The following is a 25,797-nucleotide window of genomic DNA, read 5'->3' as shown; positions in this document are numbered from 1 at the left end:
GCTAAATACTGAAAATAATGATTTGATAATACAATTGATTGCCCGCAAATGATACAAGCGCCTGTACCTAACTCATCTAGGTGTATATATTAACGTAAGTATATTAAAAAAGAATGACACCGCGCACTCACTTTGCCAGTCATCAACAATAAAAAGGACAACGATGACTATTGATTTTAGTAAAAAAATAACCCCTGCGCGCATGTATCGCACAACATCTAACTTGCAAATGGCGCTTGAAAGCGACCGAGGTCGTATAATAAACAGTGCCGCTATTCGTCGTTTGCAACAAAAAACACAAGTATTCCCACTTGAGCGTAATGCAGCCGTTCGTTCGCGCCTTACTCATTCGCTTGAAGTACAACAAGTTGGTCGTTTTATAGTGCAGCGTATTTTTGCTAATTTAAGCTACCAACAACAAAAAGACTACGGCCTAACAGGACTAGAACGCCCACTAGAAAGCCTAGTAGAAATGGCCTGCCTCATGCACGACATAGGCAATCCGCCATTTGGACATTTTGGCGAAGCAGCTATAAATCATTGGTTTAATAATAATTTGCTAAGCGTTACACCCGAACGTTGTAAAGAGCCAAATACAGGCATTGGCGTTGTTTTTAAACACCTTGCACTGGATATTTGTAACTTTGAAGGTAATGCGCAAGGCATACGTATTATTCACTCTTTGCAAACACTCAATCTAACCTACAGTCAAAGTGCGGGGATTTTAAAGTACACCCGCCCAGCAGGCCTTGATACAAAAGACATACCACAAAATAAAAACTACTTAATGAAAAAAGTTGGGTATTACTACAGCGAAAAAAGCTTCGTAGAAACACTACAAAAGGAATTAACCATAGAGCCTTATTGCCGTCATCCTGCCAGTTATATAATGGAAGCTGCTGATGATATTTCATATTGTCTTGCCGACATTGAAGACGCTGTAGAAAAAGATATTATAAGCACTGAGCTATTATGCATTCAGCTTAAAAGTCACTATAAAAAAGCACTTATAAATCTCACCATTGACGATTCTGAACACCTAGATTTTGTAGATAAAGCCGTAGACTACGCACTCGAACGCGCCAAAGCACAACCATATAACTTTAACAGTGAATTTTTTATATACTTGCGCGTTTCACTCCTGCACCCGCTGGTGAGTCATGCGGCAAAACGCTTTATCGAAAACATAGAGCCGATTTATCATGGCGACTTTAATCATGCCCTTTTAGAGGACAGGAGCCACTTGCATGCTGTTACCAAAGCATTAAAAAATGTCGCGCTTAAATATGTGTTTTCAAACAAAGAAGTCGAAAAGCTCGAACTGCAAGGCTATAGAATCATTAACGGCCTACTTGATTGCTATAAACCATTACTATTATTAAATAGCGACGATTTTAAACGTGCGCTCAATGGCGATTCACGATTGTTAATCGAGTCAAGATTAGTTAAAAAGCTATCTAAAAAGCACTTAAACAGCTACTCACATGCCATTAACGCCATGCAAGAAGAGCCTGATCACTTTGCCGCATACGAGTTTTATTACCGTTGTAGATTGATTCAAGATTACATAAGCGGCATGACCGACCAATTTGCCTACGACGAGTATCGTAGCTTAATGGTAATAGACTAATAACGCGGTAAGTTTTAGGCTCTGTCGCCTTTTAGGATTAAAATTTGTTCAATTTAGGGGCAGCGCATGTTTGGTATTTATGCTGTGTTATTGCCTATTTATGGGGAGCAACCACACTGCATAGACTCTGCCTTGCCTAAATACCAGACATACAACCTCGAAAGATAAGCAGGCCCTAGATAAATTTTAGTTTTGCGCTTAAAATCGAACTATTAATGTTTAAGCGCTATTTACCTTTATGATCACTTTACTAACACGTCTTACCTTTTGTTTTGCCCTATTTTATAGCGTTAACAGCGCAGCATATAACGAAGCCATGTGCATACTTATAAAACAAGAAATACAGCAAAATAGTGGTGATAAAACAAGTCGAAAATACAGAAACGCAATACGCGACTACAACAATAACTGTAACAAACCCAAACAAGCCCAAACATACCCAAAGCCGCCAATAGAAACAGCTCCGGTTATAACACCAGTGCAATCTCAAGTTGTGGAGCCAACACTTAACACGCCACAAAATCCAGCAACACTACAAACGCCACTGCCCGTTAGTATTGAAAATGAGCAACAACAAAACACGATTGAACAGCCAAATATTAATAATGAAGTAATAATAAATGCAGAGCCTCAAGCCAAATCAGTTATTGATCAACAAAGTACACAGCCACTAAAAAGCAGTGTACCTGTAAAGGTTAAAACACCAGCAAATATAACTGCTCCCGTAGCAAAACCAGCACCGGTTATTGTACCTGTACCAATAGATCAAAGTTCGCTGCTTTTACCTAGCTTATTATTTGTAATAGTAATACTTATTGCTGTGATGGTATTAATACGTTTACGTCGCACTAAACAAAGTAAAGCCGAAATTATTGCGCCTGTGGTAACTGAAACACAGGTACTTAAATCACAAAAAATAGCCCCACCATTAAACGTAACTACGAAAGATGCGCCAACCAAGCAAACGCCAATCAATGCGCCTGAAATAATAGATGAAAATAAAACAATAAAGAGCAACCAGCCACAATTAAAAGCCAATAAAACACAAAAAATAAACACCGACCACAACAATATTGACGAAGTCTTGCCTACAACATTAGCGCAAACAAACGAAGCAACGTTTACTGAAATAAAACCAAAATCAGAACCAAACTACACCGAATTTGCAGCAGCCGCTAAAACCACTGAAGCGCAAGTTAACAAAGCCAATCGCTTCACTGAGCCACAAGTACAAGAACTTGACCCCCATGCTCAGCCGATAAAAAAACAACCTAAACAAACAACACAATCTTCTGCAACCGTGCACAGTAATACACTCATAAATAATGAGATAAAACCGGTTATCGCAAGCCCAGAACCGTTAAAACCTAGCGAAACTACTGACGATTTACATACACCTAAAAAAGTAGCGACCCCAGAGTTTACCAACTTTAGTTCCGCGCACAATTTTAAAGAACCAGAAATACGCACCTTCGATCCAAATGCTCCGCTACCAGGCGAAAAAGTAATGCCAAAAGCAGCACCAAGGCCTATAAACGCAGAGCATGAAACAACAAAGAGTGCAGCTGAAAAAAAAGAAACAGTAAACAAAGCAAGCAGCAATCCATTTGCAAACTTATCGCTTGATGAAAGCTGGGATCCAAATTCGGCAGAAAAGCCAACTATAGAAGAAAAAAAACGCGCACCTAAATCACAAGCACTCATTGACGCAGAAGAACGCGCTAAAAAAATGCAAACCAAAGAATGATCTGCCTGCGATAAAAACGTAAGTGCGATTTTACATCGCGCTTTTGCTTATATAACCTTAACGCTCACCTAACACCTGTAGACGCAAAACTTGCTTGCGTGAAAAGCGCAGCTTTTAATTTATAAATGGGCTTTATCGCCACAACCTTGTACATGCCTAAACACAATGCGAGGTATAAAACCTCACCTACAACAATAAAAACACCGCGCTCAACAAAGCGTAGGTGCGATTTTACATCGCGCTTTGGCTTATATAACCTTAACGCTCACCTAACACCTGTAGACGCAAAGCTTGCTTGCGTGAAAAGCGCAGCTTTTAATTTGTAGATGGGTTTATTCGCTACAACTTTGTACACGCCTAAAACACCATGCGAGGTATAAAACCTCACCTACAACAATGCAAACACCGCGCTCAACAAAGCGTAGGTGCGATTTTACATCGCGCTTTGTTCTTGGTTTCAATAAAACACCATGCGAGGTATAAAATCTCACCTACAACAATGCAAACACCGCGCTCAACAAAGCGTAGGTGCGATTTTACATCGCGCTTTTGTTCTTGATTTAAATAAAACACCATGCGAGGTATAAAACCTCACCTACAACAATACAAACACCACACTCAACAAAGCGTAGGTGCGATTTTACATCGCGCTTTGGTTTTAATTTCAAATTACTATGAATAACGCATAAATAACCGTAATCCGCTCATTAACCTCATCAATATACAGACAGGTTAAAAATTATGAGCCCTGAAAGGCATTTTTAACCACTGAGAATACTCACGCTTAAGATTTGGTAATTGCGTATACAGCATTTTTTTTAACTTTTTTGCAGACAACTTACTACACGGTGATTGTTGCTCAGTAAGCATTATACTTTTTAGTAAAGCTCTACCTGCTTGTGTATCCATTAAAAAATAAATAGCAGCCCAACTACTTGCATAAAGTTTGCTGTTATCGCCTTTTTTCCACGTATCCTCTAAGCCGATTAACCAATTAATTGTAAATACACTTTTAGTAATATTGTTATTCTTTGTCCACGATCTATTTGGTTCAACAATACCTGTTTGCATATTATTTTTAGTCAGCTCAAAGTACTCCGCAAACCCTTCATTTAGCCATCTTGGTGTGTAACCCAATACAGCCTTATTTATGGCGTGCACCGCTTCATGAACCGACGTACGCATTGCACTTTGTCCATTATCATAATGAATAAAAGCAGAATTACTCCCGTGAAAATACATACCCGCAGTGTTTTTAGGGTCACCACCGCGATGCTTTATTGCCGACTCGTAAGCACTGCGAGTAGCCAAAACCGTTAGGTTTAGTTTCACCTTTTTAAGCGCATGCACACCAATTACTTGGCCATACGCCTTAAATACCGTATTGAGCTTAATGCGCAACTCTTGATTAAATGACGACGGTAAATTAGGTGTATTTAAAGTAAGATCAAAATAATCTAGCGATTCAACAAAATCAGGATTGTAAGTTGCTACTGCAAAGTCAGGCTTTTTATCACTAAAATGAGGAACGCCCTCACTGTCGGTCCACGTAAATATATCGCCATTACGTTTATATTTAACCTCACCTAACGATACATCTACGCAACGCGTATTGTTAACTTGTGATAAGTGATTATCGGCAGATACTAACGTATGTTGCAATGTCGTTGTGCTTACTTTTTCGGGCCGTTTTGTACTTAAAGGCTCAGTAACTATTTGCGATGCTAGATAGTTATATATGCGTTTAACCTCACCAATTGGGTCACTATAATTAAATACCCGTCCAGTAAAATGATTAGCAATAAGTGCCGACGCAATTAGCAGCACAAAAAATACAAACACCACGCGTAATTTAGTTTTAAACATATTTATGGGTGCTCTTTCCACTGTGCTTCAAAAAGATCTTTTTGCTTCCCCCTATATTCGCTGCACCACACAAAGTCGGCCGACCCTATCCCTTTTTTACGGCAACGTTTAGGTAGTTTATAAAATGTTGACCAAGCATCAAGCTTAGCAGCATCTTTATAGCTATCGCTGTGCAAAGACATGTTTGATACTTTTTGATTGAGTAGCCAATTGCTATTAGGCGTACGAGTTGAGGTAGAAGAAGTAGCCTGATAAGCGCTACCTCTCTTTTTAGGCTTACTGCAGTGATTAGCAAGCTGGGTAAATAAGAATTTATCGCGTGAGGTTAAATACTCGCCTTCTTTAATACTGTATCCATGTCTAAACCTAGACCGAATAGTTTCGCGTTCTTTTTTAATGCTATCGCAACGAGTTTGGAAGTAGGCCTCATCAGCATATAGTTTTGTAGTAAATACTGTGGTTAAAATTAGTAAGATCCATTTAATCATTATTCATTCCCTGAATTAAAACTTTAAAAGAGTGTACCTATAAATGTGAAAAAACACATCAACATTACTAATCAAAAAAGCAAAAATTAAAGCTATGGGTGGGAGTTCACATTAGCCTTGGCTTTAATAAAGCGCCCACGAGGTATAAAACCTCACCTACAATAATTTAAACAACACTCTCAACGAAACCGTAGGTGCGATTTTACATCGCGCTTTGGTCTTGGCTTTAACAAAAACACCATGCGAGGTATAAAACTGCACCTACAACAATTAAAACCCCTATTCGCCTCACATGGCGAGGTAAATAGGTGTTTAATTGCCTCATTGGACAACCTTGTAACGTGTACTACGCCCACCTGCGGCGGTTTTTTTAATGAATCCAAGCGTTTGCAAGTCCGATAAATGGCGTGTTGCGGTTGCACGGCTAACCTTAGCCACTTTTTGATACTGACTCGCACTAATACCCTGTTCAAATTGGCCATCGAGTAACTTATTAAGCACTTTTACTTGCTGCTCACCTAACTTTGTTTGATCTTTACTTGCCCAGTAATTGGTTTTAAAAATTGTTTGCTCAATATTATTAAGCGTATGGTGTATCGCATTATTGAGCGTACGTAAAAACCACTTAATCCACTTTGTAATACAAAGCTCTCCACGCTGAGTTGCTTCAAGCACTTCGTAGTAGCTTTTTCTGTCTTCTAAAATAGCCACCGACATAGCGTAAAACCGAATTGACTCAGCATGTTCTTGCGCTAATGCCAGGTCGGTTATAAGCCGTGTAATACGCCCATTACCATCCTCAAGTGGATGTATTGTTACAAACCATAAGTGTGCGATAGCTGCCCGAATAAAAGGGTCTATTTGAGGTTCATTTTGCGCTTTGTTAAACCAGTTAAAAAATAGCGAAAGCTCTTTATTTACTCGCTCTTTAGGAGGCGCTGTAAAATGTAATATCGGTTTATCTAAGCGCCCCGACACTACTTGCATAGGCTCGTCACCACGCAATTGCCCGCCTTCAATTTTAGTAAACAAGCTTTGCTCACCTGCAAACAATAAGCGATGCCAATTAAGCACTCGCTCTAAATTAAGCGCTGAGTCTGTGTTATTTATCGCATCAAGCATAATCTCTGCAAGATTATCGCTTTGCACAGTTGTTGGGTAAGGCTGCTCATCAATATTGAGCTTTTTTGCAAGTGAAGAGCGAACCGAAAATGCATTAAGCTTTTCGCCCTCAATCGCACTGGAGTGAATAATATTTGCAAGTAAGGTATCAAGGGCCTGCTGCTTTTGATGAGCAGTTTGCACGCCCATACGCCCTACTAATAAACCTTGATTATATGAAAGCTCCCTTAGCAAAGGAGCAAGCGCCGCATCATCCCACGTAAAGTTTGGCCAGTTTTGCTGTTGCCATATCCACATAGTCTTTATGTCCTAAAATTAATTAGCTTCAGTCTACGTCAATTATTCACCTCATACAATGAGGCGAATAATTGAGTTAATTGCCTCATTACTTTTAAGCGCTACACAGAGAAGAAATAAACAAGCAATTTAAAACGAGGTGTAAACCTCACCTATAATAATTTAAACACCACATTAAACAAAACCGTAGGTGCGATTTTACATCGCGCTTTTGGTTTATATAACCTTAACGCTCACCTAACACCTGTAGACGCAAAGCTTGCTTGCGTGAAAAGCGCAGCTTTTAATTTATAAATAGGCTTTATCGCCACAACTTTGTACATGCCTAAAACACCATGCGAGGTATAAAACCTCACCTACAACAATACAAACACCACACTCAACGAAACCGTAGGTGCGATTTTACATCGCGCTTTTGCTTTTAAACAAAGCTCACTCAAACACCTGTAGGCGCGAAGCTTGCTCGCGCGAAAAGCGAAGCTTTTAAAATAATTGACTTAATATCGCGTTGGCGTTGGCAACCAAGGGGCGCATAGCGCTGTCTCCCTTTAGAATCACACGGCCCCCTCAATTTCACTTATCTTTAAACACAAAATCAATATGGACGTAAACGCCATGAAAGCATCACTTCCCTCGAATCCATGCGAGGTAATTACTCATTAATTATGTGTTTGCAGGTGAAGTCGAAAGGGGGAGAATTACCTAAGCAGCAGCCTTAAAATTTGCTGTAGACGCGAAGCTTGCTCGCGTGAAAAGCGCAGCTTTTAATTTGTAGATGGGTTTATTCGCTGCAACCTTGTACACGCCTAAACACAATGCGAGGTATAAAACCTCACCTACAATAATGTAAACACCACTCTCAACGAAACCGTAGGTGCGATTTTACATCGCGCTTTGGCTTTTAAACAAAGCTCACTCAAACATCTGTAGGCGCAAAGCTTGCTCGCGCGAAAAGCGCAGCTTTTAAAATAATTTACTTATATCGCATTGGCGACGGCAACCAAATATTGATCTGATATACAGATAAGTTTTACTGCAAGTAACTCCCTGCTTAAGTTGGAGCTTATAGGCCCCCCATAAAAACCATTGTCGACTCCAGATAATTATGTTTTAAAAATTGTGGCAAAAACTTATATTAGAAAATCTGAATAATGAATGAAAGGCTTTAGTATCTTGTAAAATAGTAACAAAATCAAAGATATTAGTTGGATTTGTATTTTATAGTACTGAGCATGCTTTAATCGCAGCAGTTATAGCTAAAGCACTTTGTTTAGAATACCCTCCGCCACCAGTGACAACAGTTGGTATTTCAAGACTTTTCAAGTGAGAAAGTATGAATTTCTCCCGTTCAGCAACATCTTTAACGGTAAGTTTAAAACCACCTAATTTATCAATAGCCAACACATCTGTTCCGGCAATAACAAATGCTAGGGAATAATCAGCTTTTACTAACTTGAGTGCTTGATTTAACTTCTCTAAATATTCATGGCCTTCAACACCACTTTTCAATGGAACAGGAAAATTGACTCTGTTACGCGTAAAATCAGAGGTTGGATAAATATCTGCATTATATACATCTAATAAATGGATATTTTCATTGTCTTTGAAAGAATAGGCATTACCGTTACCGTGATGCGCATCAACATCTATAATCAATACTTTATCAGTTTCACTTAACTGACCATTCTTACGTAATTGTTGATAGCTAATTCCAATATCATTATAAATACAAAAGCCTTCCATATTAACGTTGCTAGCGTGGTGAAAGCCCCCTGATAAATTCCACATAATATCGCCAGAGCCCAATGCTTTTTCAGCCCCAAGTAAAGTTCCCGCAACAGCTAAGCGCATAGGTAACAAAATTTTATTATCGAGAAAATCAAAGCTAACAAAAGGAATTTTAGGAACTTCCAAAGCCCTAAATACAAGCGTTTTACTTAAAACCAACTTTCTCATTAATTCATTGAGGTATTCATTGATCACGACAGATGAAACAGGCCCCATTGGATGGATTATTTCAATATTTAAGCTATCAAGCTCTGTAATTACTTTTGCAAACTTCTCACCATCAAACGGGTGCAAGTATTTTAGTAACCCTAATTGATAATTAAAGCGGGGCTCATAAATAATTTTCATGTCTATGCATTTTCCGTTTCTGCAAGTTCCTTAGCGTAACGTAATACTTCATGGGGTGTCCATATGCCCCCCCCTAATGTTCTTGCTAATTTACCATATGCACCGGCATTAGGTTTAAAACTAGGCTCTTTATCACAGGCTACTTTTAAGCAATCCGCAACAACATTTGAACAATTGAATTTAGCTAGTTGGTATTGTGGTATGTTTTCCATCAAAGAAACAACGTAATCTTCTAGGGCACTAGTGTTAGCGTCTGAAATAGTAACAGTTATTGGACGGCAGTTACCCTCACTTTCAATATCAAACTCCAAAGCTTGCATAAAGTGCCCTGGACGGCGTCGCTTTATTTTTAAATCTTTTTTACCAGCATCATCAGCTGGCCAAAAGCTAATGTAAGTAGTACCAAATGATATTGAAGCATGACCAACCATACTCCCGTGAGGTAACCAGACGTGTACTTTTAACATATCAAAATCCTTTTGAATTTCCTAATTTAGGTTCACTCTATATTCCTACGATTCAAAAATCAATTCAAAACATAAGTTGATCCTTAGATTTTGTTATTATGATTGATAAATTTCGAGGGTATTGCGATAGGATTCCTTAACACCCTATATTACGTTTAATTCTGAACCTGATGATATTGATGACGTTGATTTCAGAATATCGCATTGGCGATGGCAACCAAGGGGCGCATAGCGCTGTCCCCCCTTAGAATCACACAGCCCCCTCAATTTCACTTATCTTTAAACACAAAATTAATATGAGCGTAAACGCCATGAAAGCATCACTTCCCTCGAATCCATGCGAGGTAATTACTCATTAATTATGTGTTTGCAGGTGAAGTCGAAAGGGGGAGAATTGACTAAGCAGCAGCCTTAAAATTTGCTGTAGGCGCAAAGCTTGCTCGCGCGAAAAGCGAAGCTTTTAAAATAATTTACTTATATCGCATTGGCGATGGCAACCAAAGATAAGTAACCGCCGACTTCTCTTTGGAATCTCTCGGCGCCCCGAGGGTCACACTATTTCCTCAATTTAAATTAATGATATGAACGTAACCAGCGTAGATAGGCCATCCATGGCCAAGCTACGCTTTTAACAGCATCCATGCTGTTAATTACTCATCATTAATTAAATTTCGGGTGTGATCACGGGGGGATGTCTTAGCAACTGCTTTCATGTTTGTCGTTGGTTATAACGTTATGTATATTTAATTATCTTAGCTGCTCGAGTCAATTTAATGGATTCCAATTTACCCTCATCATTAAGCTTTTCTAAATACCGTGACTTAGTTAAAAAACTTAAACATGGTAAATCATTACCTACCGCTATTTATTTACATAAAAGCTCGCTTGAAACAGCACTTCAGCCAGAGCTACTAAGTTTTATTCAGAGCACTATAAACCAATTAAATATTAATGAGCCGTGGAACTTACTAAAACTCTATAAACGCGATTTAAAATTCACCTTATTAAACTATCCCGACTTTGATGACTATGCTTATCCTGCACTGCATACTAGTTATACAATCGACGCGGCAGAGCTAACAATAAAAACAACAAACTATAGCAATTCGGATAACCCACCTATATTGCACCGAAAAGAAACATTTGTTTCGCCCTTCTACAATAACTACAACGCCTTTAAAAAAATAACAAACGAAGGTGAACAAATAGGCTTATACCAAAACACTAAAAACATTGGTTTTAAACAACAATGGAAAAACTTAATAAAGCGTAAAGGTTACAAGCTAGACGAGAAAGGAATGCTTCATAAAGTCGCAGAGGTTAAACAGCCCAAAATAGAGCAAAAAACAGAAAAAATACAACGCCATTTAACTGCAATAAATCGCAATAGGCTTTCTGCTCCTTTTCAAAAACTCGCTAAATACGGTTATTTAAATGGAGACTATTCAATACTCGATTATGGTTGCGGGCTAGCAGACGATGCTACAGAACTTGAAGCCCATGGATTAAATATAAATGCATGGGACCCAGTGCACCGCCCCAATGGGTGTAAACAAAATAGCGATATAGTTAATTTAGGGTTTGTACTTAACGTAATCGAAAACGTACATGAGCGTACCGAAACACTAAAAAACGCTTACAATCACACAAATCAGCTACTTCTAGTGTCGGTAATGCTCGCCAACGAAGCTAAGCAAGAACATTTTAAACCTTATAAAGACGGCATAATAACTAAATGGAATACCTTTCAAAAATACTATAGCCAGGCTCAAATTAGAGCTTACATAGAGCAAACTTTAAACGTTAAAACCATGGCGTTTGGGCAAGGCATAATTGCTATTTTTAAATGCCCACAGTTAGAAGAAGCACACCACCTAGAGCTACAATTTCAAAATTATAATTGGCAACATATAACACAAAGAGCGCAACCAAAGGCGTTACCTAAAGCTCAACAAAAAACCTTATTTGAAAAACACCAAACACTGCTTAATGACTTTTGGCAACATTGTCTTCACTTTGGTCGTTTACCTGCAAACGACGAGTTTGAGCAAAGCACAACACTGCGTAAATATTTCGCTAGCCATAATAAGGCATTTAACTTGCTACAAAATTACTATGAACAAAGTGAATTTGAGCAAGCACAGCAAAAACGCAAAGACGATTTACTCGTTTACTTTGCACTTAGCTTATTTGGTAAACGCCAAGCTAAAAGTCATATGCCTGCAAGGCTAACGCGGGATTTAAAAGTTCACTTTAACGATTATAACCAAGCGCTTGAGCAAACTAAAAAACTGCTATTTTCAATTGCTGATCCTGCTAATATTGGCAATGCATGTTACCAAGCTTACGAGCAAATTCAGCTCGGGGAAATGCACGACAACCACTCATATATCCTACCCACTCGCTATTTAAACCAACTCCCCGCAACACTACGTGTTTACATAGGCTGTGCCGTGCAATTGTATGGCGATATAGACGACGTAGATTTAGTAAAAATACACATGCGATCGGGCAAAGTTACATTTTTAAAATACGATGACTTTAATAAAAAGCTGCCACTGCTCACTGAGCGAATAAAAGTAAAAATGCTAGAGCAAGATATAGACTACTTTTACTACGGCGATGCTTACCCCTATCAGCCTTTTTATAACAAAATAGATTATTTAAAAAAAGGCTGTAGCGAATACAAAAGCCAACAACGGTTTAATAAAAAATTAGCCAATATGCTAAAAGGCGTAACTAAAGCAGAGAGGCCCAACTGGCCCATATTGCAGAAGGTATTTGACTATTGGGGGGTTGAATTAAAGGGAGATAAATTTTTTAAAGCTAATAAGTAATCGTTGAGTAAAAGTTCTACTCAACGCTTATGTTTAGATTACAAGCCAGCACGCTTGCCAAGCAGCCCATTCACCTTGTCACCAAAAAAATGAAGGTCGCTAATAATCTCTTTGTGGCGTGATTCAACTTCACTGTTTATCACATGGTGTAAACGATGAAGTGCCTGCTTTTCAGTTAGTAGCCCAGTTTGCTTCTGACAACTTATCAAAGATATCTTATATTGAGCGGTTCTGTAACGAGACCAAGCACGCGTGTACCCTTCTAATCGATTTATTAAGTAGAATATAAATGTCATTCCTAGGCCAATACCTAGTAGGGGTATAACACAGGCTTCCCAATTCAACTGCAATATTTTTAATAAAGCAGGCACAAAATAAATTATGATAAAGCACCAATTAGATTTTGACTTGATAACGCCTCTATCTGTCACGAAATCAGGAAGTAAGCTAATAGTTAAAATTAAGCAGGGCAACGATATTAAAAGCCATAGTTCGATACTTTCGTAATTTCCTTCAAACTTGTTTATACAAAATAACGAGCCTGCAAACATGGCTAAAAATAGCCCCTGTTTCATCGCAAAACGACAAACGTTACTCTTTTTTGCAAACCAGTTAACGTAACTATTTAAATAATCAGAGTAATTGCTACATTGGCGTTCAAAGGTTTGGTATTTAGTAAAATCAGCCCATTGAGGTGAGCTTACTTTTTTTGATTTTTCTTTTTTCATTTTAATAACTTAACTTCTTAAATCGCCAAATTTTCCCATTACGTACTATTTGCTCTAACTTTGCAATTGCATCCATAGAGGGTAACCGTTTATCCAACTCGATAAGAATATGTGCATATTCATTACGCAAATTAGTTGAAAATATACCGGGATCATCAGAACCTAATACTACTGGCACTTCCATGCCTTTTTCATCGGTTACACCTAACCAATCAAAAATATGGTGCTCACTGTGATTTTCATAAAAACTAATTCGTACGTTACTTGTTGGAAGGGACTCAATCGCCATATGACGACGATTAATTTTACCTAATACATATTTTTGTAGGATACGGTAAACTTCATATGTAAATGCTTTTTCGCAAGGGCAAGTAAGATCAACTTCTATCAATTCCTCATATTCAGAAACATATTTTGTATTATGAATACCATGATATTTTTCGAATATCTCGAAAGCAACTTCTCGCTCAGCTTTAATGGTTTCAATATGCGCTAACTCTTTGCGGGTGTCATCTCGTAGGTAACTGTTGTACGTACGCTTTAATTCAAAAGCTAAAATAGGGTCTAAGTAGCGCAATTTCCAAGCATCATAAAGATCTTGTGCCGAGTACCCTTTTTTATAGATTTTTGCTGAAAGTTTACGAATTTCACCTTCCATTAAATGCAATATGCGTCCTTCAATATCACTTTCACACAATATACGATATGCAAATACTAAGTCGTCCAATCTTTCTCCTTGCTTCATAACAAGGGTACTACCAATTCTATCACGCCAAAGTGATGGATTTATTCCAATTGCAGTTCCATGACCAATTCGATTACCTGTTTTTAGCTCTAAGAAGTCGATTGCTTCAGCTACAGTTCTGATCCCCGATAATAGATGAACAAAATCTTCACCTGCATGAAAAGTAAAATTGTGATAACCATTAGCTCTAAGTCGTCTAAACACAGGTGCAAATGTTTCAGGCCCTGCATCTAACTCATTAGACGCCGCATCAAAGCCAAATAAAAATTCATTCAGTCTGCTATACCTATTCGTCAATGCAGCCATAGCTCGACGAGTTTTTTCTATTTCATTTCTTAGCGAGAACTGCCTACATGTCCAGCCAAAATCATGCTCTCCTTTTTTTAGCTTTATCAATCTGCTATCTGGTTTCTTTATAAAATGGGCAAGTAAGCCAAGCTTAAGACTCCCTCTACTTTGCTGAGCAGAGCTCAGTAAATCAATTAAACCATAAGGAACAGTATTATTAGTCGAGTTAGATTTTTTTTCACTATTGAATTTATCAAAATCTTTTAAAATAGACTTTAACGTAGCTATATTATCTTCTAGTTTTAGACTGGGTGCATAACGCCCCTCCAATAAAGCTATATCACTTTTTTCTTTGTAGGAAAATTGGTGAAAACGGGAAACAAATTCAACCTCGGCTGAGCGCCGCATCTGATTAAAAGTAATTTTTTGAAACTGTTCAAAACCTATATTCTGTGTTTGCTGTACAATTAATCGCATAAACTGACACTTTAGCAATAGATAATAATAAAGAGCTTGAGCAAATTCATCATCATTTCTATGCGAACTTAAATAGTCAAAAATAAGTATTAGAAATAAAGTTTCCTCAGTAAGTGGGGTTTTATTTTTTTTATCTATATGGCTTAATAAATTTTTAAACTGCTCAAAAGCTTTTAACCCGTCTAGCTCAACTGGATCGATTGATGTAAAACTTCCAACCATATTGATACTTACAATATCAATACTCTCATCCGGACTAAAGACTTTGTTTAGCAAGGCGCCCCTCAAAAGCTTAGCCGTTCTTAATCGTTTGAACTGTTTTCTTTGATTAAATCCTAATTCATCGGCACGATACTGCTCTTTAACTAAGTTATTATCTTTTGCCCATAAAAGGGAATTAGCAAATTTTTTTGGTTTTTCAAGCGCAACTTTCCATACTTGCTCTATTTCCGTAGAACCGCTTAAATGGACATGCAAGTCGTCTAACTGTAGCCGCTCTATTAACTCATCTAATCTAGGATCTTTAATTGAAGGTAGTACGCTATATCTCACTTGTGGAGATATTATTTTTTCTATGTAATTAAGTAATTCAGTACGACTGAATATATTTGGTGAACCATACTTTTCTCTTAAAGACTCGGCAACTGCTATTATTGGCGGTACCTCTGTAATTAACTCTTGCCACTCGCTAAATAAATCTGTTTTAACAAGAAGTTGGCCGTTTGCTGTTGGTTCTACATATCGGGTCGATAGCTTGTTCAACACTTTAAGTAGAAAGTCAGAAAGACTACTCCCCTTCGTATCTAGTAATAAGCTTTGTCTATTTTTTATTATGTAATCCGGTCGTTTAGTATTTCGACGATGTACACCTTGAAACAATAATTGGCTTAGCTGATTTGGTAGAATAAAACCATTTTCAGTATAAAGCTTTAGGGCCTCAGAATTACGAAAACTTTCTCTAAGTAGCTCTTGAGGCATTATTTCTTATCGCCCAATATATTATTTTCACTTTGATTATCGGGTTCTTTTTCATTAATAACAGTGGTTTCATTATCTTGCTTTTGTTTTGCTGTGGCCTCTTTAAATATGCCTGCTACGTTTTTAAATTTCTCACTGGTGTTTAGAGGGACACTATTCAAAACATCCCACAAACCATAGAAATTAACTTCACTTTCATTGGCTTTCCATGTTGCAGTTATTGCAGACTTATAATCTAATGTTTCTTGGTTGGCACTAGTGTACGAATAAAATTGGGCCACATGAGTGTTAAACCAATTAACACCTTGGTAATGAACCACTTTCTTTTCAGAGTGTGGGTATAAAAAGACACCAATCAATGGACATGATAAAAAAACATCTAATAGTGGGTATTCGCTTAAATCTAAGGAGCTCTGCTTCTCTAACTCATCTTTTCCAATATTTTCGATAAATACACGGTCCGAGGTCGGATTGGATTTACTATTTAACTTTTTAGAATTAAGTGAATGCTTATTCTCTTCAAAGTGTAATGCACTTAAAAAAGCAATTAAATGACGATGTAAGAGGTTACCCAAGTAGGGATCTAACTTTCTATTCTCTTGGCACATTGAATCCGCATTTTTATAGTATCTTTTTAAGGCGCTCTCTAAAGTTTGTTGGGAAACTGAAATTGTTTGAAACCTTTTTTTAGTTTCAGCAATCCATATACTTAAAGCTTCAAAAAATTGGCCCCAAGTATTTTTTCCTTCAGTATCGAAGTCAAGCTCGTCTTCCTCTCCATCGTCAATTAGACTTGCTTCATCATCAAGAAACACCGGCTTTGGTAATATTTCTTTATCTACAAGATCTTTTAATTTTTCTGTAATCTCGTCTTCTGTTTCGACTATTAAAATTTCTGCGATACTAGCAATCAACAAAGGAAAACAAATATAGCTTTTTCGTTCACCTTGACTAGTGTTTGTTTTCACAGTCAATAAGTGAACTAAATTAGGAAGCCCACCAAATGTTGAAGGTAAGTCTGATAACCTATTGAAAATACCTTTTTGCCCAGTTAACTTATCATTTTGTAATTCGATTACTTTCCAATACTCTCTAAGATAAATATTTTTCTGTGCCTCAATTCGACTCTTCTCAAAGTCTATCTTTTCAACAAAGTCTTTTAGAATGACTCGTTTTTCTTTGCCCTTGGTGTCTTTTGATGGTTTGTATCCCCAAACCCTTTTCAAGGCACTATTTATTGTGAAACTTTGGTTATCCGGAACACTAATAGCCAATACTCTCATGCTACTCGATAAGTGAGAAATAATAGAGGATGCACGTAAGCTAAAATCGTACAGCTCAGGTGAGTTTTGAGTGTTTAGATATTCAAACAGCTCTTTATCCATGTTAGGAATGAATTGAAATATAAAATTAACCGAACTATTTCTTAAAGAGCAAGCTATAAAACTTTTCGGCGATATATGTTTAGTAAGAGCCGTCAAAGATGAAAAAGTAATTGCTAACTGATTTTGATTAAAGTGTTCATATGTTGGTAAGTATGGCTCTAGCTTGTTCTGTAGCTTATTTGCACTTAGCCAATGCCAGTAAGCATTAAAAACTCTATTTTCAAATGAAGTTGAGCTCATTAATCCATCTGTATCAATATTTTGTGATAATAGGGCTGAAGAAAATATATCCGTAAGTCTATGATTGACATTTGTAAGAGCATTTCTTAACTCTTCGTAACTTTGCTCTTTAGTGAGCTCTTGAGTAGTTTTTAGAAATTGCCAAATAGTTCTAGCTGGCAAGCTGAGAATCGCATCGATATAAATCTGATTCTTATTATTTCTACCTAAAATTTTATTAAAAATTTTATTAAGATAACTTTGCAAACTTTCACTAGTACCCTGTCCTGCAGTAACTTGAAAAGACAAAGAATCACCTTTTTCTTCAACCATTTTACGTAGACTCTTCATATGAATACGATTCTCAGGTTTAAGAACTTTTAATAAATATTGTTCTTCTAATCGATCAATTTTCTGTATTAAAGGATCACTTGCCCAAGTATTTTGATGATTATGAAATTTATTATTTGGTCTATCATAATTCAGAACAGTGTCACCTATGGATTCTAATACAGCTCTTCTAATAAGAGTTCTATACAAATCAATATCACCAGAAATTATGATTATTAATTGCTTGTGTGTTAAATATTTTCTTACAGTTTCTAAGACCGGCCACCCTCTTTCAAATTGAGTATCAATATCATCAAATGTAATAACAAGAGCCTCTTTCCCCATTAGTTCAAGTGACGATTTGATAAACTGATTCAAAGCAACTTCTAAGCTAAGACCTTGCTTTGCTTTTTGTAGGCCTGACTCTAAAACATAATTTTTATCTTCCCATTCATCCCCATAGTTTGTCTGAGCACCTATACCATCTATTTGGCACAATCCACCGGCTAAATCCGTTAATGTTTTTTGCCATATTGAATATTTTTCGTTAGAGATATTAGTATTAGGGAAGGACTTGTCTATCTTTGTTTTGATCAATGATATTATTAGTACAAGAACATTTTCTTTAGAAGATACTAAAGTAGGGTCTATTACTGGTAAAACTAAATTTTCACCATCCTTGTCATTAGCCAAGTCATCTAAAATATTTCTTATAAATGTAGATTTACCAGTCCCCCTAGCACCGCAAATAGTAATTGCGTTATGAGCACGCTCATAAAAGAGCTCACTATCATCTTCACTTTTCAACTTTATATTTTTTAAAAAACCACTAATTTTTAGTTCAAAAGAAGCTTTAGCGTCAATCTGAAAAAGTTGATTATTTCCAAGACTAATAACGTCTGTTGGCATATCAAGATTTAGTTCAATAGTATTTTTATTTACATCTGTTTTAGCTGGCATTTAAATATCCTTTTTAGATTATTATTCATTAAATCATAACTATAAATAATTCAAAGTCGAAAAAGGAACAAACATCAAAATAAAAAGTTAATGCAAACTGAACAAGAAAAAACTTTGTTATTTTTAACAAACGAATGATTATAACTTACCATTTAAAATGTTACACTTTGCTAAAAATAACAAACTAGAATTAATTATGTTTGAAAACAAATATTGCTATTCATTTCCAGCAGTAAGGGGGCAACAAGCAGGTCGCCCTTTTTACATTGCTACTTGCCCACTTAGGATTATTCCTAAAATATTTTTATTTGATGAAGAGGAAGTGCCAGCAGAGCTACGAGCACAACGTACTTTGAATCGGACACGCCTCCCTGAAATGGTACGTTATTTAGTTGATAACCCAAAGGAGTATGTATTTTCGTCACTTACTGCGTCAGTTGGGACGGAAGTACGGTTTATACCTCATGATGGGGCTCATGATTTAGGTGTATTACAAGTACCTATGGATGCTGAAATATTGATTAATGATGGGCAACATCGCCGCGCTGCCATTGAAGAAGCATTAAAAGAAATGCCAGAGCTGGGGCAAGATAATATATCTGTTTTGTTTTTTGTTGATGAAGGGCTAAAACGTAGCCAACAAATGTTTGCCGACTTAAATAAATATGCTGTAAAGCCGAGCCCTTCTATTAGTGCGTTGTATGATTTTAGGGATTCGTCTGCTGGTGTTGCACGTTACCTAGCCACAGAGATAAAACCTTTTGTGGGCTTTACTGAGATGGAGCAATCAACTGTTTCTCCTAAGAGTGCAAAGCTATTTACTTTGAGTAGCATTAAACAAGCTAGCCAAATACTGCTGAGTAAAACGGCAAAGTCACATTTTGAAGATGGAGATTTACAAGTAGCGGTTAGCTTTTGGCAAGCTTGTTTTGGTGTTATAGCAGAGTGGCAACAAGTGCATAATAAAGAGCTTTCACCTGCTAATTTTAGGCAAGAGTATATTCATGCTCATGGCATTGGTTTGCATGCGTTAGGGCGTATGGGTAAGTCGTTAATTGCTCAGCACCCTAGGGATTGGCAGCATGTTCTGCAAAAGTTAAACAAAATAGATTGGCGAAAGAGCAACCCGATATGGGACAATAGAGCATTGCACCACGGTAAACTATCTAAAGCTTCTAGTAATATCAAACTCACTGCGAATATTTTAAGGCAGGCTCTTGATTTACAACTCGAAGGTGACGATAAAAAACTAGAAGAAGAATTTGCTAAAAAACATGTTTGAATTTCAAAATTATGACGATATCCATGACTACATGGACTTTATTAACGACCAAATCTTTGCTGATCGCCCTTTAAAAGATCAACTTGCAGAGATCCAATATTTATATATGCGTGAAAACCAGCCTTGGGTTGTTGCTTTTAGTGGTGGTAAAGATTCTACAGCTATATTAACGCTTGTATATTTAGCTCTACTTGGTTTGCGCCCTGAGCAACGAACTAATAAAATTTACGTTGTGTTTTGCGACACTTTGGCAGAAGTACCTATTTATCTGCAAAAAGCGCTAAATGCTATAAATACACTACAACGCGCAGCGAGTATTACAGATTTACCAATAGAAACTCGCGTTATTACCCCTAAAGCCAGCGATACTTTTTGGTCTCGCTTACTTGGGCGTGGATATCCTGCGCCTAATTTAAAGCTAAATCGCTGGTGTACTGAAAAAATAAAGCTAAATCCATTTAAAGATTTTGCTAAAACTGAATTTAGTGCAGACCAAGCTCCTATTGTAGTTATTGGTTCTCGTTCTCAGGAAAGTAAAAACCGCGAGGATATATTAGAAAAATATCATTCTGGTAAAGAGTACTTTGATGAAACTGATCCGCATTACCGTAGGTATGCGCCAATAAAAGATTGGCAAGTTCAGGAAGTTTGGCATTTACTCGGGCAACAAATTGCTCCAGGGCAATATGCAGAACTAGGTCCTTGGGAAACGCCTTGGGGTACATCTAATATTGCTTTAGTAGAACTTTACGACAGTACGAATTCGACTAGTGGTGAATGTCCTTTGGTTGAAACAGCCTCGTCTCCAGGTTGTGGTAAATCTCGCTTTGGCTGTTGGAGCTGCACTGTAGTTACTAAAGATAAAGCAATTGATGGGCTTATCGCAAATGGTGAAACTTGGTTGCAACCTTTAGCTTCTTTTAGAAATTTTTTGCATTCTACTACTGAACCCAGTGTAAAAGGGTTATATCGTCAAAATCGCAGACGCGACGGTAAAGTAAGTGTAAAGCACGGTATGCAAGAAGAAAAAGATATTGAGTTTATTCATGGCCCATACTTTTTGCATTTGCGTAAAGAATGGTTAGAGCATCTATTAACGATGGAGAAGGAAATTAATGAGCAAGGCCGTGAAGTTTCATTAATTACAGAAGCTGAACTCCATGAAATACGCACTCAATGGCGAAATGATCCTTTAACTCCTGACTGGGCTGATGACTTACCTAAAATTTATAAGCGTGTATATCCTAACGGACCCGTTGAGTTTTTAGAGGATGACGGTAATACATTTACTAATGTTGAATCTGAAATGATTAACCATATGGCGAAAGTTCATCAAATTGATGCCGAGTTAGTTAAAAAGTTAATTGATTTAGAGCTTAGTTTGTCGGGACTAGGCAAGCGCCAAGGTATATTTAATCGTTTAGATAAAATACTCCGTCAAGACTGGGGGAATGTAGATGCTGCAAAACAAAAACGTGAATCAGAAAAAACGCTACAGTACTCACTATTGCAAGATATACATGAAATTCAAGCTGAGTTAGACGGAATTGACTCACTAATAAACAGTGATTTATAAACAATGATTATTACGAAGCTAAGTTTAAATAATTTTAGAGTGTTTGCAGGTAAGCATGAAATTGATTTAAGACCTGAAAAAGATAAACCGATTATACTTTTTGGTGGTTTAAATGGGGCAGGTAAAACAAGTATTTTAACTGCAATACGATTTGTTTTATTAGGTAGGCAAGCCTTTTCTGACTCACTTTCAAATCCTGCTTTTATAAATGAATTACAAAAACTTATTAATAATAGCGATGGTAAAACAGATAATAAGCGAGCATCTTTAGAGCTTGAATTTAATTATGTAAGGCAAGGTATTTGCTACAACTATTGCGTGAAAAGGCATTGGCAATACGGTTCCATTGACGAACTCGTTATTGTTGAGAATGATATTGAAAAATTTGAGCTTAATTACGAACAGGCTCAGGCTTTTTTACTTGAATTAATACCAGCAGGCATTGCCGATCTCGTTTTTTTTGATGGTGAAAAAATAGCCGAACTTGCCGAAGATAATTCTGGAGCAATTTTACAACATGCAGTAAAACGCTTACTTGGGTTAGATATAGTAACTCGTTTAAAAGAAGACTTAAGAATCTATCTGCGAAAAGCAGGTATAGCAGCAAGTGAAGAAAAACTTAAAGAACAGTATCACGCATTAGAATCTGAAAAAGATGAATTACTTGCGCAGGCTTTGCTAAAACGAAGCCAAGCTGATTTAGTATTCAATAGTATTACTGAACTAAACCGTAAAATAACGTCTGCTGAACAAGAACTGCTATCTGGTGGTGGAGCTTGGGCATCGAGTCGTGAAGCTACAATAAAATCTATAGATATAAACATTCAGAACAAGGCTGTGCTTGAAAGCCGGTTGCAACAAGAACTAGAAGGCGACTACGCCCTCAGTTTAGCTCAAAAGACACTGACGACCCTCCTTGATGAAATAGCTAAAACTCTCGATGCGGCAAAGAAAGTTGCTTTTAAAAACCAGCTTAATTCATTTTTAGAACAGCATAACTCAAGACAATTTTTTGATTACAAAGATCAGCTTTTGAGCGCTGCTAGTGAATACAGTAAACCGGAAGATGATTTAATAACGTTTGATTTAAGTGAGCAACAAAGTGCATTGCTTCATGCACAAGTTACTCAACGCGCACTTAGTTCTTTAAAAAATGCCAATGCTTTAAAACTCGAGTTAGTGGGACTACAAAATATAATTGAAAACGCTTCAATTAATATAGCTAGAGCCCCAGAGCAAGAACAGCTACAACAATCTTTTGATAAATTAAGACTTTTAGAAAAAGAAAAAAACACCTTTGTTAAAGATTATAAAAATATACTACTTGAAGCTAAAACACTCTTTAAAAGTGCGCAGGATTTAACAAGTAAATTAGTTAAACTTCAAAAAGAAATGAAAACGGCATTTGGCGAGGAAGACTCGGCTATTAGAGCTAGTCGAACTATTACATTATTAGATGAGTTTGCGACTGAACTGGCTAAATTAAAACTTATAGAAATTGAGACCAAGTTTATAAAATCTTATAAAAAACTCAATAGAAAAGAAGATCTTAAGATTAGTATTAGTATTGACCCTCAAAGTTATAATGTAATTTTGTTAGATAACTTTGGTAATAACATTGATAAAAATGGTCTGTCTGCTGGTGAGAAACAAATTTTTGCTATTGCAATGCTTGATGCATTAGCTGCAATTTCAGGTAAAAAACTCCCTGTAGTAATCGATACTCCTTTGGGTAGGTTGGATTCAAATCATCGAGATAAACTTGTTCAGCACTATTTTCCTAAAGCCTCTGAGCAGGTAATTATTCTTTCTACCGATACTGAAATAAATGAGCAATATATAAAGAAAATGAAAGATTCTATTTCTCGTAAATATGATATTAGTTTTGATCAAATTACAAAAACATCTTCTGTAACTACTGGTTACTTTTGGGATGAAGACAAGGTAGGTGCTGTATGATTTTGCCTAATAGAGGAATGAAATTAACTAAAGAAACTGATGAATTTTTAAGGCGTTTAAAGGGGCGAACAAAGGTAACACCTAATATTTTAGCTAGAATGGCTTTTTTTATATCTGTTGAAAGCGGCAATCGCTATAACAATGAGCCTATTGAATTAGATGGAACCCTCTCTTTAGATAAAGTAACTTGGCTTGGGGATACTGCATTGGCAACAGAAATGACTTTGCAGATGTTATATCCAGAACAAAATACTCAAGAAAATACAAAGGCGTGGGCTTACCACGTAATGCAAGGCTCTAAAAGCTTCAGGAACGCAAAAAGTATTGGAGATTTAGTTTTTTAATTTCCTAAAGGATACTTAGTTTTATATAACAAAGTTAAAGCCCTCTATCTCCCCGTGATCATATCCAAAAAATTAATGAGTAATTACATACAGAGATGTAAGTTAAGCTTTAACTACGCCAAGGATGGCGAATATGGGGTGCTTGCATTTGTAGCAATTTTAAACTTAATGAAACGGCGTACCCTCAGGCTAGCTATGAATTTAAAATCAAAACGGCAACTATTCTACACTCGCTATTCTTTGACTCTCCCCAACGAGACATAAACTCGCCTTTAATTAAAAACCTCAGTTCTAAGATATCAGTCTGTAATTAAATACCACCTAATCAGTCATAAATGAGAGCAGAATACGCTTTAAAATGGTGCAGCAGTTAGGCGATATAATTCGCCAGCACTGCGCATAACAAGCGTGATCCCTACTTTTGAATAAAAACCTAAAAAACAGTTATACATTTTAAAATTTAATCTGCGGTATACTAAGCGCGACATAAATCACGCTTAGCACTTTTTACGCGTTTAGTTATTACTTTTTTCTTAGCCAAAAAAGACTCGCGGGAACCGAAATCCATGCCTGTTTACCTAACGACTCAAGGTAAACACCCACCTCTTCTTTACTGCCTGGGCTGTAATATGGTGGCTGTTGTTCTTTTAGTTTTTCTTGCCCGGTGAGTATTTTGGTAAAGTGTTTATTTTGCTGCTGGAGCATTTTTTTGTAATCGTTTGCGGGTTTTGAATCGCCATGCATTACAAAAGCACTTAGCGCACGGCTTGCTGTTGCGTGTAGTTCTTGAAAATCAAAGTCGGCTAATAAAGCCTCTAACTTCTCCCACTCTTTATTTATAATTAGGCAGTTCATTAATAAAAAGCGGTTTGCTTGATTATCGTTTGGGTTTAGCTTTAGTAACTCTTCGAGTTCTGATTGTGCTTTTACGGTATAACCATGCAGTGCGTGTATTTTTGCTCGATGCGCGCGAAGCATCATATAGGGGCGAGTTTCTTGTAGTCCCCAAAAATGCCCTGTGTTGTCTTTAATAAATTGCTTAGTTATAAGCCCACCTTCCATGATTTCTAGCAACATTTGCATTGGCTCAAGTGCTTTTAGCTCTGTATCGGCGAGTACAAGTCCAAGTAATTCATCAAGCTCATCTAATTCATTTGGTTCTTCGTCTAAAAAGCTGTTGTTAAATACAGCCTCATCTTCGTCACTTAAAGTTAGGTCGTTACTAAATCGAAGTTCAAAAATAGCGTCGGCCATAAAATAAACATAATTACGTTTATATTCTTGGGCGTTATATTGGGCAAATTCACCAAATTCTTTTGCTGCTGCTTTTTCACTAGAAAATGCTTTTAAAACGCTGTTTAGGTTATTAAGGGCCTGTTTTTGCTCTGCATCAAGCATACGCTTATTTATATGTTTAAGCGCCTGTAAAACCCCTTTACAGTAACTTGGTAGAGGCATATTCGGTTTAAGTGAATCACGGTAATCTTGTTTAGATAGGCTACACTTAGCAGGCATTTTTAATTCGTTTTGAATTACTTTTTCCATGCACTGGTTATACAGAGCCATTAAGCTTTCTAAGTATTTTAGTTCAGTCGCATTTTGAACATTAAGATCTCCAAATAGATCTGGTTGCCACTCACTAGGGTTAAGCATTTGTGGTAATACACCCAACCCCATTAAATAACCCTGAATAAAGTAATAATCTGGTTTTTTAGTGCTCAATTCACTGAGTTTTACAACATCGTTACGTATTTTGGTTGGCGACATAACTTGCTCTACTATTCATAAATTTATTTGTAGTGTACCGATTGATAAAGTTAGCAACAATATTTTTTCTTAAGTTTATAAAATAAGTGCAATTGTTAAACTTAAACGCTCAGCTATCTTTCTCTGCTTAGTGAGCTATTTACATTTTTACACAACCCCAGCACTAAAA

Annotated in this window: 16 protein-coding genes; 7 read left to right on the top strand and 9 right to left on the bottom strand. The window is 36.9% G+C overall.

What is annotated here, in order from left to right; genetic code table 11:
• Nucleotides 1-163 precede the first annotated feature (163 nt).
• The gene (dgt, locus tag NRL14_RS03590) at nucleotides 164-1,630 is read left to right on the top strand and encodes a dGTPase (protein WP_007378989.1); all 1,467 of its coding nucleotides are present in this window, start codon (nucleotides 164-166) and stop codon (nucleotides 1,628-1,630) included.
• A gap of 238 nt (nucleotides 1,631-1,868) precedes the next feature.
• Nucleotides 1,869-3,377, top strand: coding sequence for a cell wall anchor protein (locus NRL14_RS03585; protein WP_306724030.1), 1,509 nt, complete (start codon nucleotides 1,869-1,871; stop codon nucleotides 3,375-3,377).
• A gap of 732 nt (nucleotides 3,378-4,109) precedes the next feature.
• On the opposite strand, the gene NRL14_RS03580 is transcribed toward NRL14_RS03585, so the two are convergent.
• The 5 genes from NRL14_RS03580 to NRL14_RS03560 all read right to left on the bottom strand — a co-directional run bounded on the left by NRL14_RS03580 (nucleotide 4,110) and on the right by NRL14_RS03560 (nucleotide 9,753).
• Nucleotides 4,110-5,243 carry a DUF1570 domain-containing protein gene (locus NRL14_RS03580; protein WP_306724029.1) on the bottom strand — a complete coding sequence of 378 codons (1,134 nt, stop codon included), beginning with the start codon at nucleotides 5,241-5,243 and terminating at the stop codon, nucleotides 4,110-4,112.
• 2 nt (nucleotides 5,244-5,245) lie between these two features.
• Nucleotides 5,246-5,731 carry a hypothetical protein gene (locus tag NRL14_RS03575; protein ID WP_008138614.1) on the bottom strand — a complete coding sequence of 162 codons (486 nt, stop codon included), beginning with the start codon at nucleotides 5,729-5,731 and terminating at the stop codon, nucleotides 5,246-5,248.
• A gap of 321 nt (nucleotides 5,732-6,052) precedes the next feature.
• Nucleotides 6,053-7,150, bottom strand: coding sequence for a Fic family protein (locus tag NRL14_RS03570; protein WP_306724028.1), 1,098 nt, complete (start codon nucleotides 7,148-7,150; stop codon nucleotides 6,053-6,055).
• Nucleotides 7,151-8,368: 1,218 nt separating this feature from the next.
• Complete coding sequence (locus NRL14_RS03565) at nucleotides 8,369-9,286, bottom strand: histone deacetylase (protein WP_306724027.1); 918 nt, start codon at nucleotides 9,284-9,286, stop codon at nucleotides 8,369-8,371.
• 2 nt (nucleotides 9,287-9,288) lie between these two features.
• A complete protein-coding gene (locus NRL14_RS03560) occupies nucleotides 9,289-9,753 on the bottom strand; it encodes a hypothetical protein (protein WP_306724026.1) in 465 nt (154 codons plus the stop codon).
• A gap of 773 nt (nucleotides 9,754-10,526) precedes the next feature.
• On the opposite strand from NRL14_RS03560, the gene NRL14_RS03555 reads away from it, so the two are divergent.
• On the top strand, nucleotides 10,527-12,590 hold the full coding sequence (locus NRL14_RS03555) for a DNA phosphorothioation-associated putative methyltransferase (RefSeq protein WP_306724025.1): 2,064 nt from the start codon (nucleotides 10,527-10,529) through the stop codon (nucleotides 12,588-12,590).
• Between the two features lie 38 nt (nucleotides 12,591-12,628).
• Here NRL14_RS03555 and NRL14_RS03550 read toward each other — a convergent pair whose 3' ends face one another.
• The 3 genes from NRL14_RS03550 to NRL14_RS03540 are packed head-to-tail and all read right to left on the bottom strand — an operon-like array spanning nucleotide 12,629 to nucleotide 18,700.
• The gene (locus tag NRL14_RS03550) at nucleotides 12,629-13,318 is read right to left on the bottom strand and encodes a hypothetical protein (RefSeq protein ID WP_306724024.1); all 690 of its coding nucleotides are present in this window, start codon (nucleotides 13,316-13,318) and stop codon (nucleotides 12,629-12,631) included.
• A gap of 1 nt (nucleotide 13,319) precedes the next feature.
• Entirely contained in the window at nucleotides 13,320-15,806 is a 2,487-nt protein-coding gene (locus NRL14_RS03545; RefSeq protein WP_306724023.1) for a hypothetical protein, read from the bottom strand.
• Nucleotides 15,806-18,700: a hypothetical protein gene (locus NRL14_RS03540; RefSeq protein WP_306724022.1), complete on the bottom strand. Its 2,895-nt coding sequence runs from the start codon at nucleotides 18,698-18,700 to the stop codon at nucleotides 15,806-15,808. Before NRL14_RS03540 ends, NRL14_RS03545 begins: the two co-directional genes overlap by 1 nt.
• A 196-nt stretch (nucleotides 18,701-18,896) precedes the next feature.
• Here NRL14_RS03540 and dndB point away from each other — a divergent pair, with 196 nt between their 5' ends.
• The 4 genes from dndB to dndE are packed head-to-tail and all read left to right on the top strand — an operon-like array spanning nucleotide 18,897 to nucleotide 23,861.
• On the top strand, nucleotides 18,897-19,982 hold the full coding sequence (gene dndB, locus NRL14_RS03535; protein ID WP_182725028.1) for a DNA sulfur modification protein DndB: 1,086 nt from the start codon (nucleotides 18,897-18,899) through the stop codon (nucleotides 19,980-19,982).
• Nucleotides 19,975-21,558 carry a DNA phosphorothioation system sulfurtransferase DndC gene (gene dndC / locus NRL14_RS03530; protein WP_306724021.1) on the top strand — a complete coding sequence of 528 codons (1,584 nt, stop codon included), beginning with the start codon at nucleotides 19,975-19,977 and terminating at the stop codon, nucleotides 21,556-21,558. The genes dndB and dndC overlap by 8 nt, the downstream gene beginning before the upstream one ends.
• A 3-nt stretch (nucleotides 21,559-21,561) precedes the next feature.
• Entirely contained in the window at nucleotides 21,562-23,517 is a 1,956-nt protein-coding gene (dndD, locus tag NRL14_RS03525) for a DNA sulfur modification protein DndD (RefSeq protein WP_306724020.1), read from the top strand.
• Complete coding sequence (gene dndE, locus NRL14_RS03520; RefSeq protein WP_306724019.1) at nucleotides 23,514-23,861, top strand: DNA sulfur modification protein DndE; 348 nt, start codon at nucleotides 23,514-23,516, stop codon at nucleotides 23,859-23,861. The genes dndD and dndE overlap by 4 nt, the downstream gene beginning before the upstream one ends.
• 522 nt (nucleotides 23,862-24,383) lie before the next feature.
• On the opposite strand, the gene NRL14_RS03515 is transcribed toward dndE, so the two are convergent.
• The gene (locus NRL14_RS03515; protein ID WP_096794215.1) at nucleotides 24,384-25,628 is read right to left on the bottom strand and encodes a UPF0149 family protein; all 1,245 of its coding nucleotides are present in this window, start codon (nucleotides 25,626-25,628) and stop codon (nucleotides 24,384-24,386) included.
• Nucleotides 25,629-25,797: the final 169 nt, after the last annotated feature.

The organism is Pseudoalteromonas sp. 20-92, assembly GCF_030847595.1.
Classification (GTDB): domain Bacteria; phylum Pseudomonadota; class Gammaproteobacteria; order Enterobacterales; family Alteromonadaceae; genus Pseudoalteromonas; species Pseudoalteromonas fuliginea.
This window is presented reverse-complemented; position numbering and strand designations above follow the sequence as displayed.

What these genes read in the sequence shown, in the direction of transcription:
- dndD (WP_306724020.1), top strand. Translation starts at nt 21,562, where the DNA reads ATGATTATTACGAAGCTAAGTTTAAATAATTTTAGAGTGTTTGCAGGT.
- NRL14_RS03580 (WP_306724029.1), bottom strand. Translation starts at nt 5,243, where the DNA reads ATGTTTAAAACTAAATTACGCGTGGTGTTTGTATTTTTTGTGCTGCTA.
- dndB (WP_182725028.1), top strand. Translation starts at nt 18,897, where the DNA reads ATGTTTGAAAACAAATATTGCTATTCATTTCCAGCAGTAAGGGGGCAA.
- dndC (WP_306724021.1), top strand. Translation starts at nt 19,975, where the DNA reads ATGTTTGAATTTCAAAATTATGACGATATCCATGACTACATGGACTTT.
- NRL14_RS03540 (WP_306724022.1), bottom strand. Translation starts at nt 18,700, where the DNA reads ATGCCAGCTAAAACAGATGTAAATAAAAATACTATTGAACTAAATCTT.
- NRL14_RS03550 (WP_306724024.1), bottom strand. Translation starts at nt 13,318, where the DNA reads ATGAAAAAAGAAAAATCAAAAAAAGTAAGCTCACCTCAATGGGCTGAT.
- dndE (WP_306724019.1), top strand. Translation starts at nt 23,514, where the DNA reads ATGATTTTGCCTAATAGAGGAATGAAATTAACTAAAGAAACTGATGAA.
- NRL14_RS03585 (WP_306724030.1), top strand. Translation starts at nt 1,869, where the DNA reads ATGATCACTTTACTAACACGTCTTACCTTTTGTTTTGCCCTATTTTAT.
- NRL14_RS03565 (WP_306724027.1), bottom strand. Translation starts at nt 9,286, where the DNA reads ATGAAAATTATTTATGAGCCCCGCTTTAATTATCAATTAGGGTTACTA.
- NRL14_RS03560 (WP_306724026.1), bottom strand. Translation starts at nt 9,753, where the DNA reads ATGTTAAAAGTACACGTCTGGTTACCTCACGGGAGTATGGTTGGTCAT.
- NRL14_RS03515 (WP_096794215.1), bottom strand. Translation starts at nt 25,628, where the DNA reads ATGTCGCCAACCAAAATACGTAACGATGTTGTAAAACTCAGTGAATTG.
- NRL14_RS03575 (WP_008138614.1), bottom strand. Translation starts at nt 5,731, where the DNA reads ATGATTAAATGGATCTTACTAATTTTAACCACAGTATTTACTACAAAA.
- NRL14_RS03545 (WP_306724023.1), bottom strand. Translation starts at nt 15,806, where the DNA reads ATGCCTCAAGAGCTACTTAGAGAAAGTTTTCGTAATTCTGAGGCCCTA.
- dgt (WP_007378989.1), top strand. Translation starts at nt 164, where the DNA reads ATGACTATTGATTTTAGTAAAAAAATAACCCCTGCGCGCATGTATCGC.
- NRL14_RS03570 (WP_306724028.1), bottom strand. Translation starts at nt 7,150, where the DNA reads ATGTGGATATGGCAACAGCAAAACTGGCCAAACTTTACGTGGGATGAT.
- NRL14_RS03555 (WP_306724025.1), top strand. Translation starts at nt 10,527, where the DNA reads ATGGATTCCAATTTACCCTCATCATTAAGCTTTTCTAAATACCGTGAC.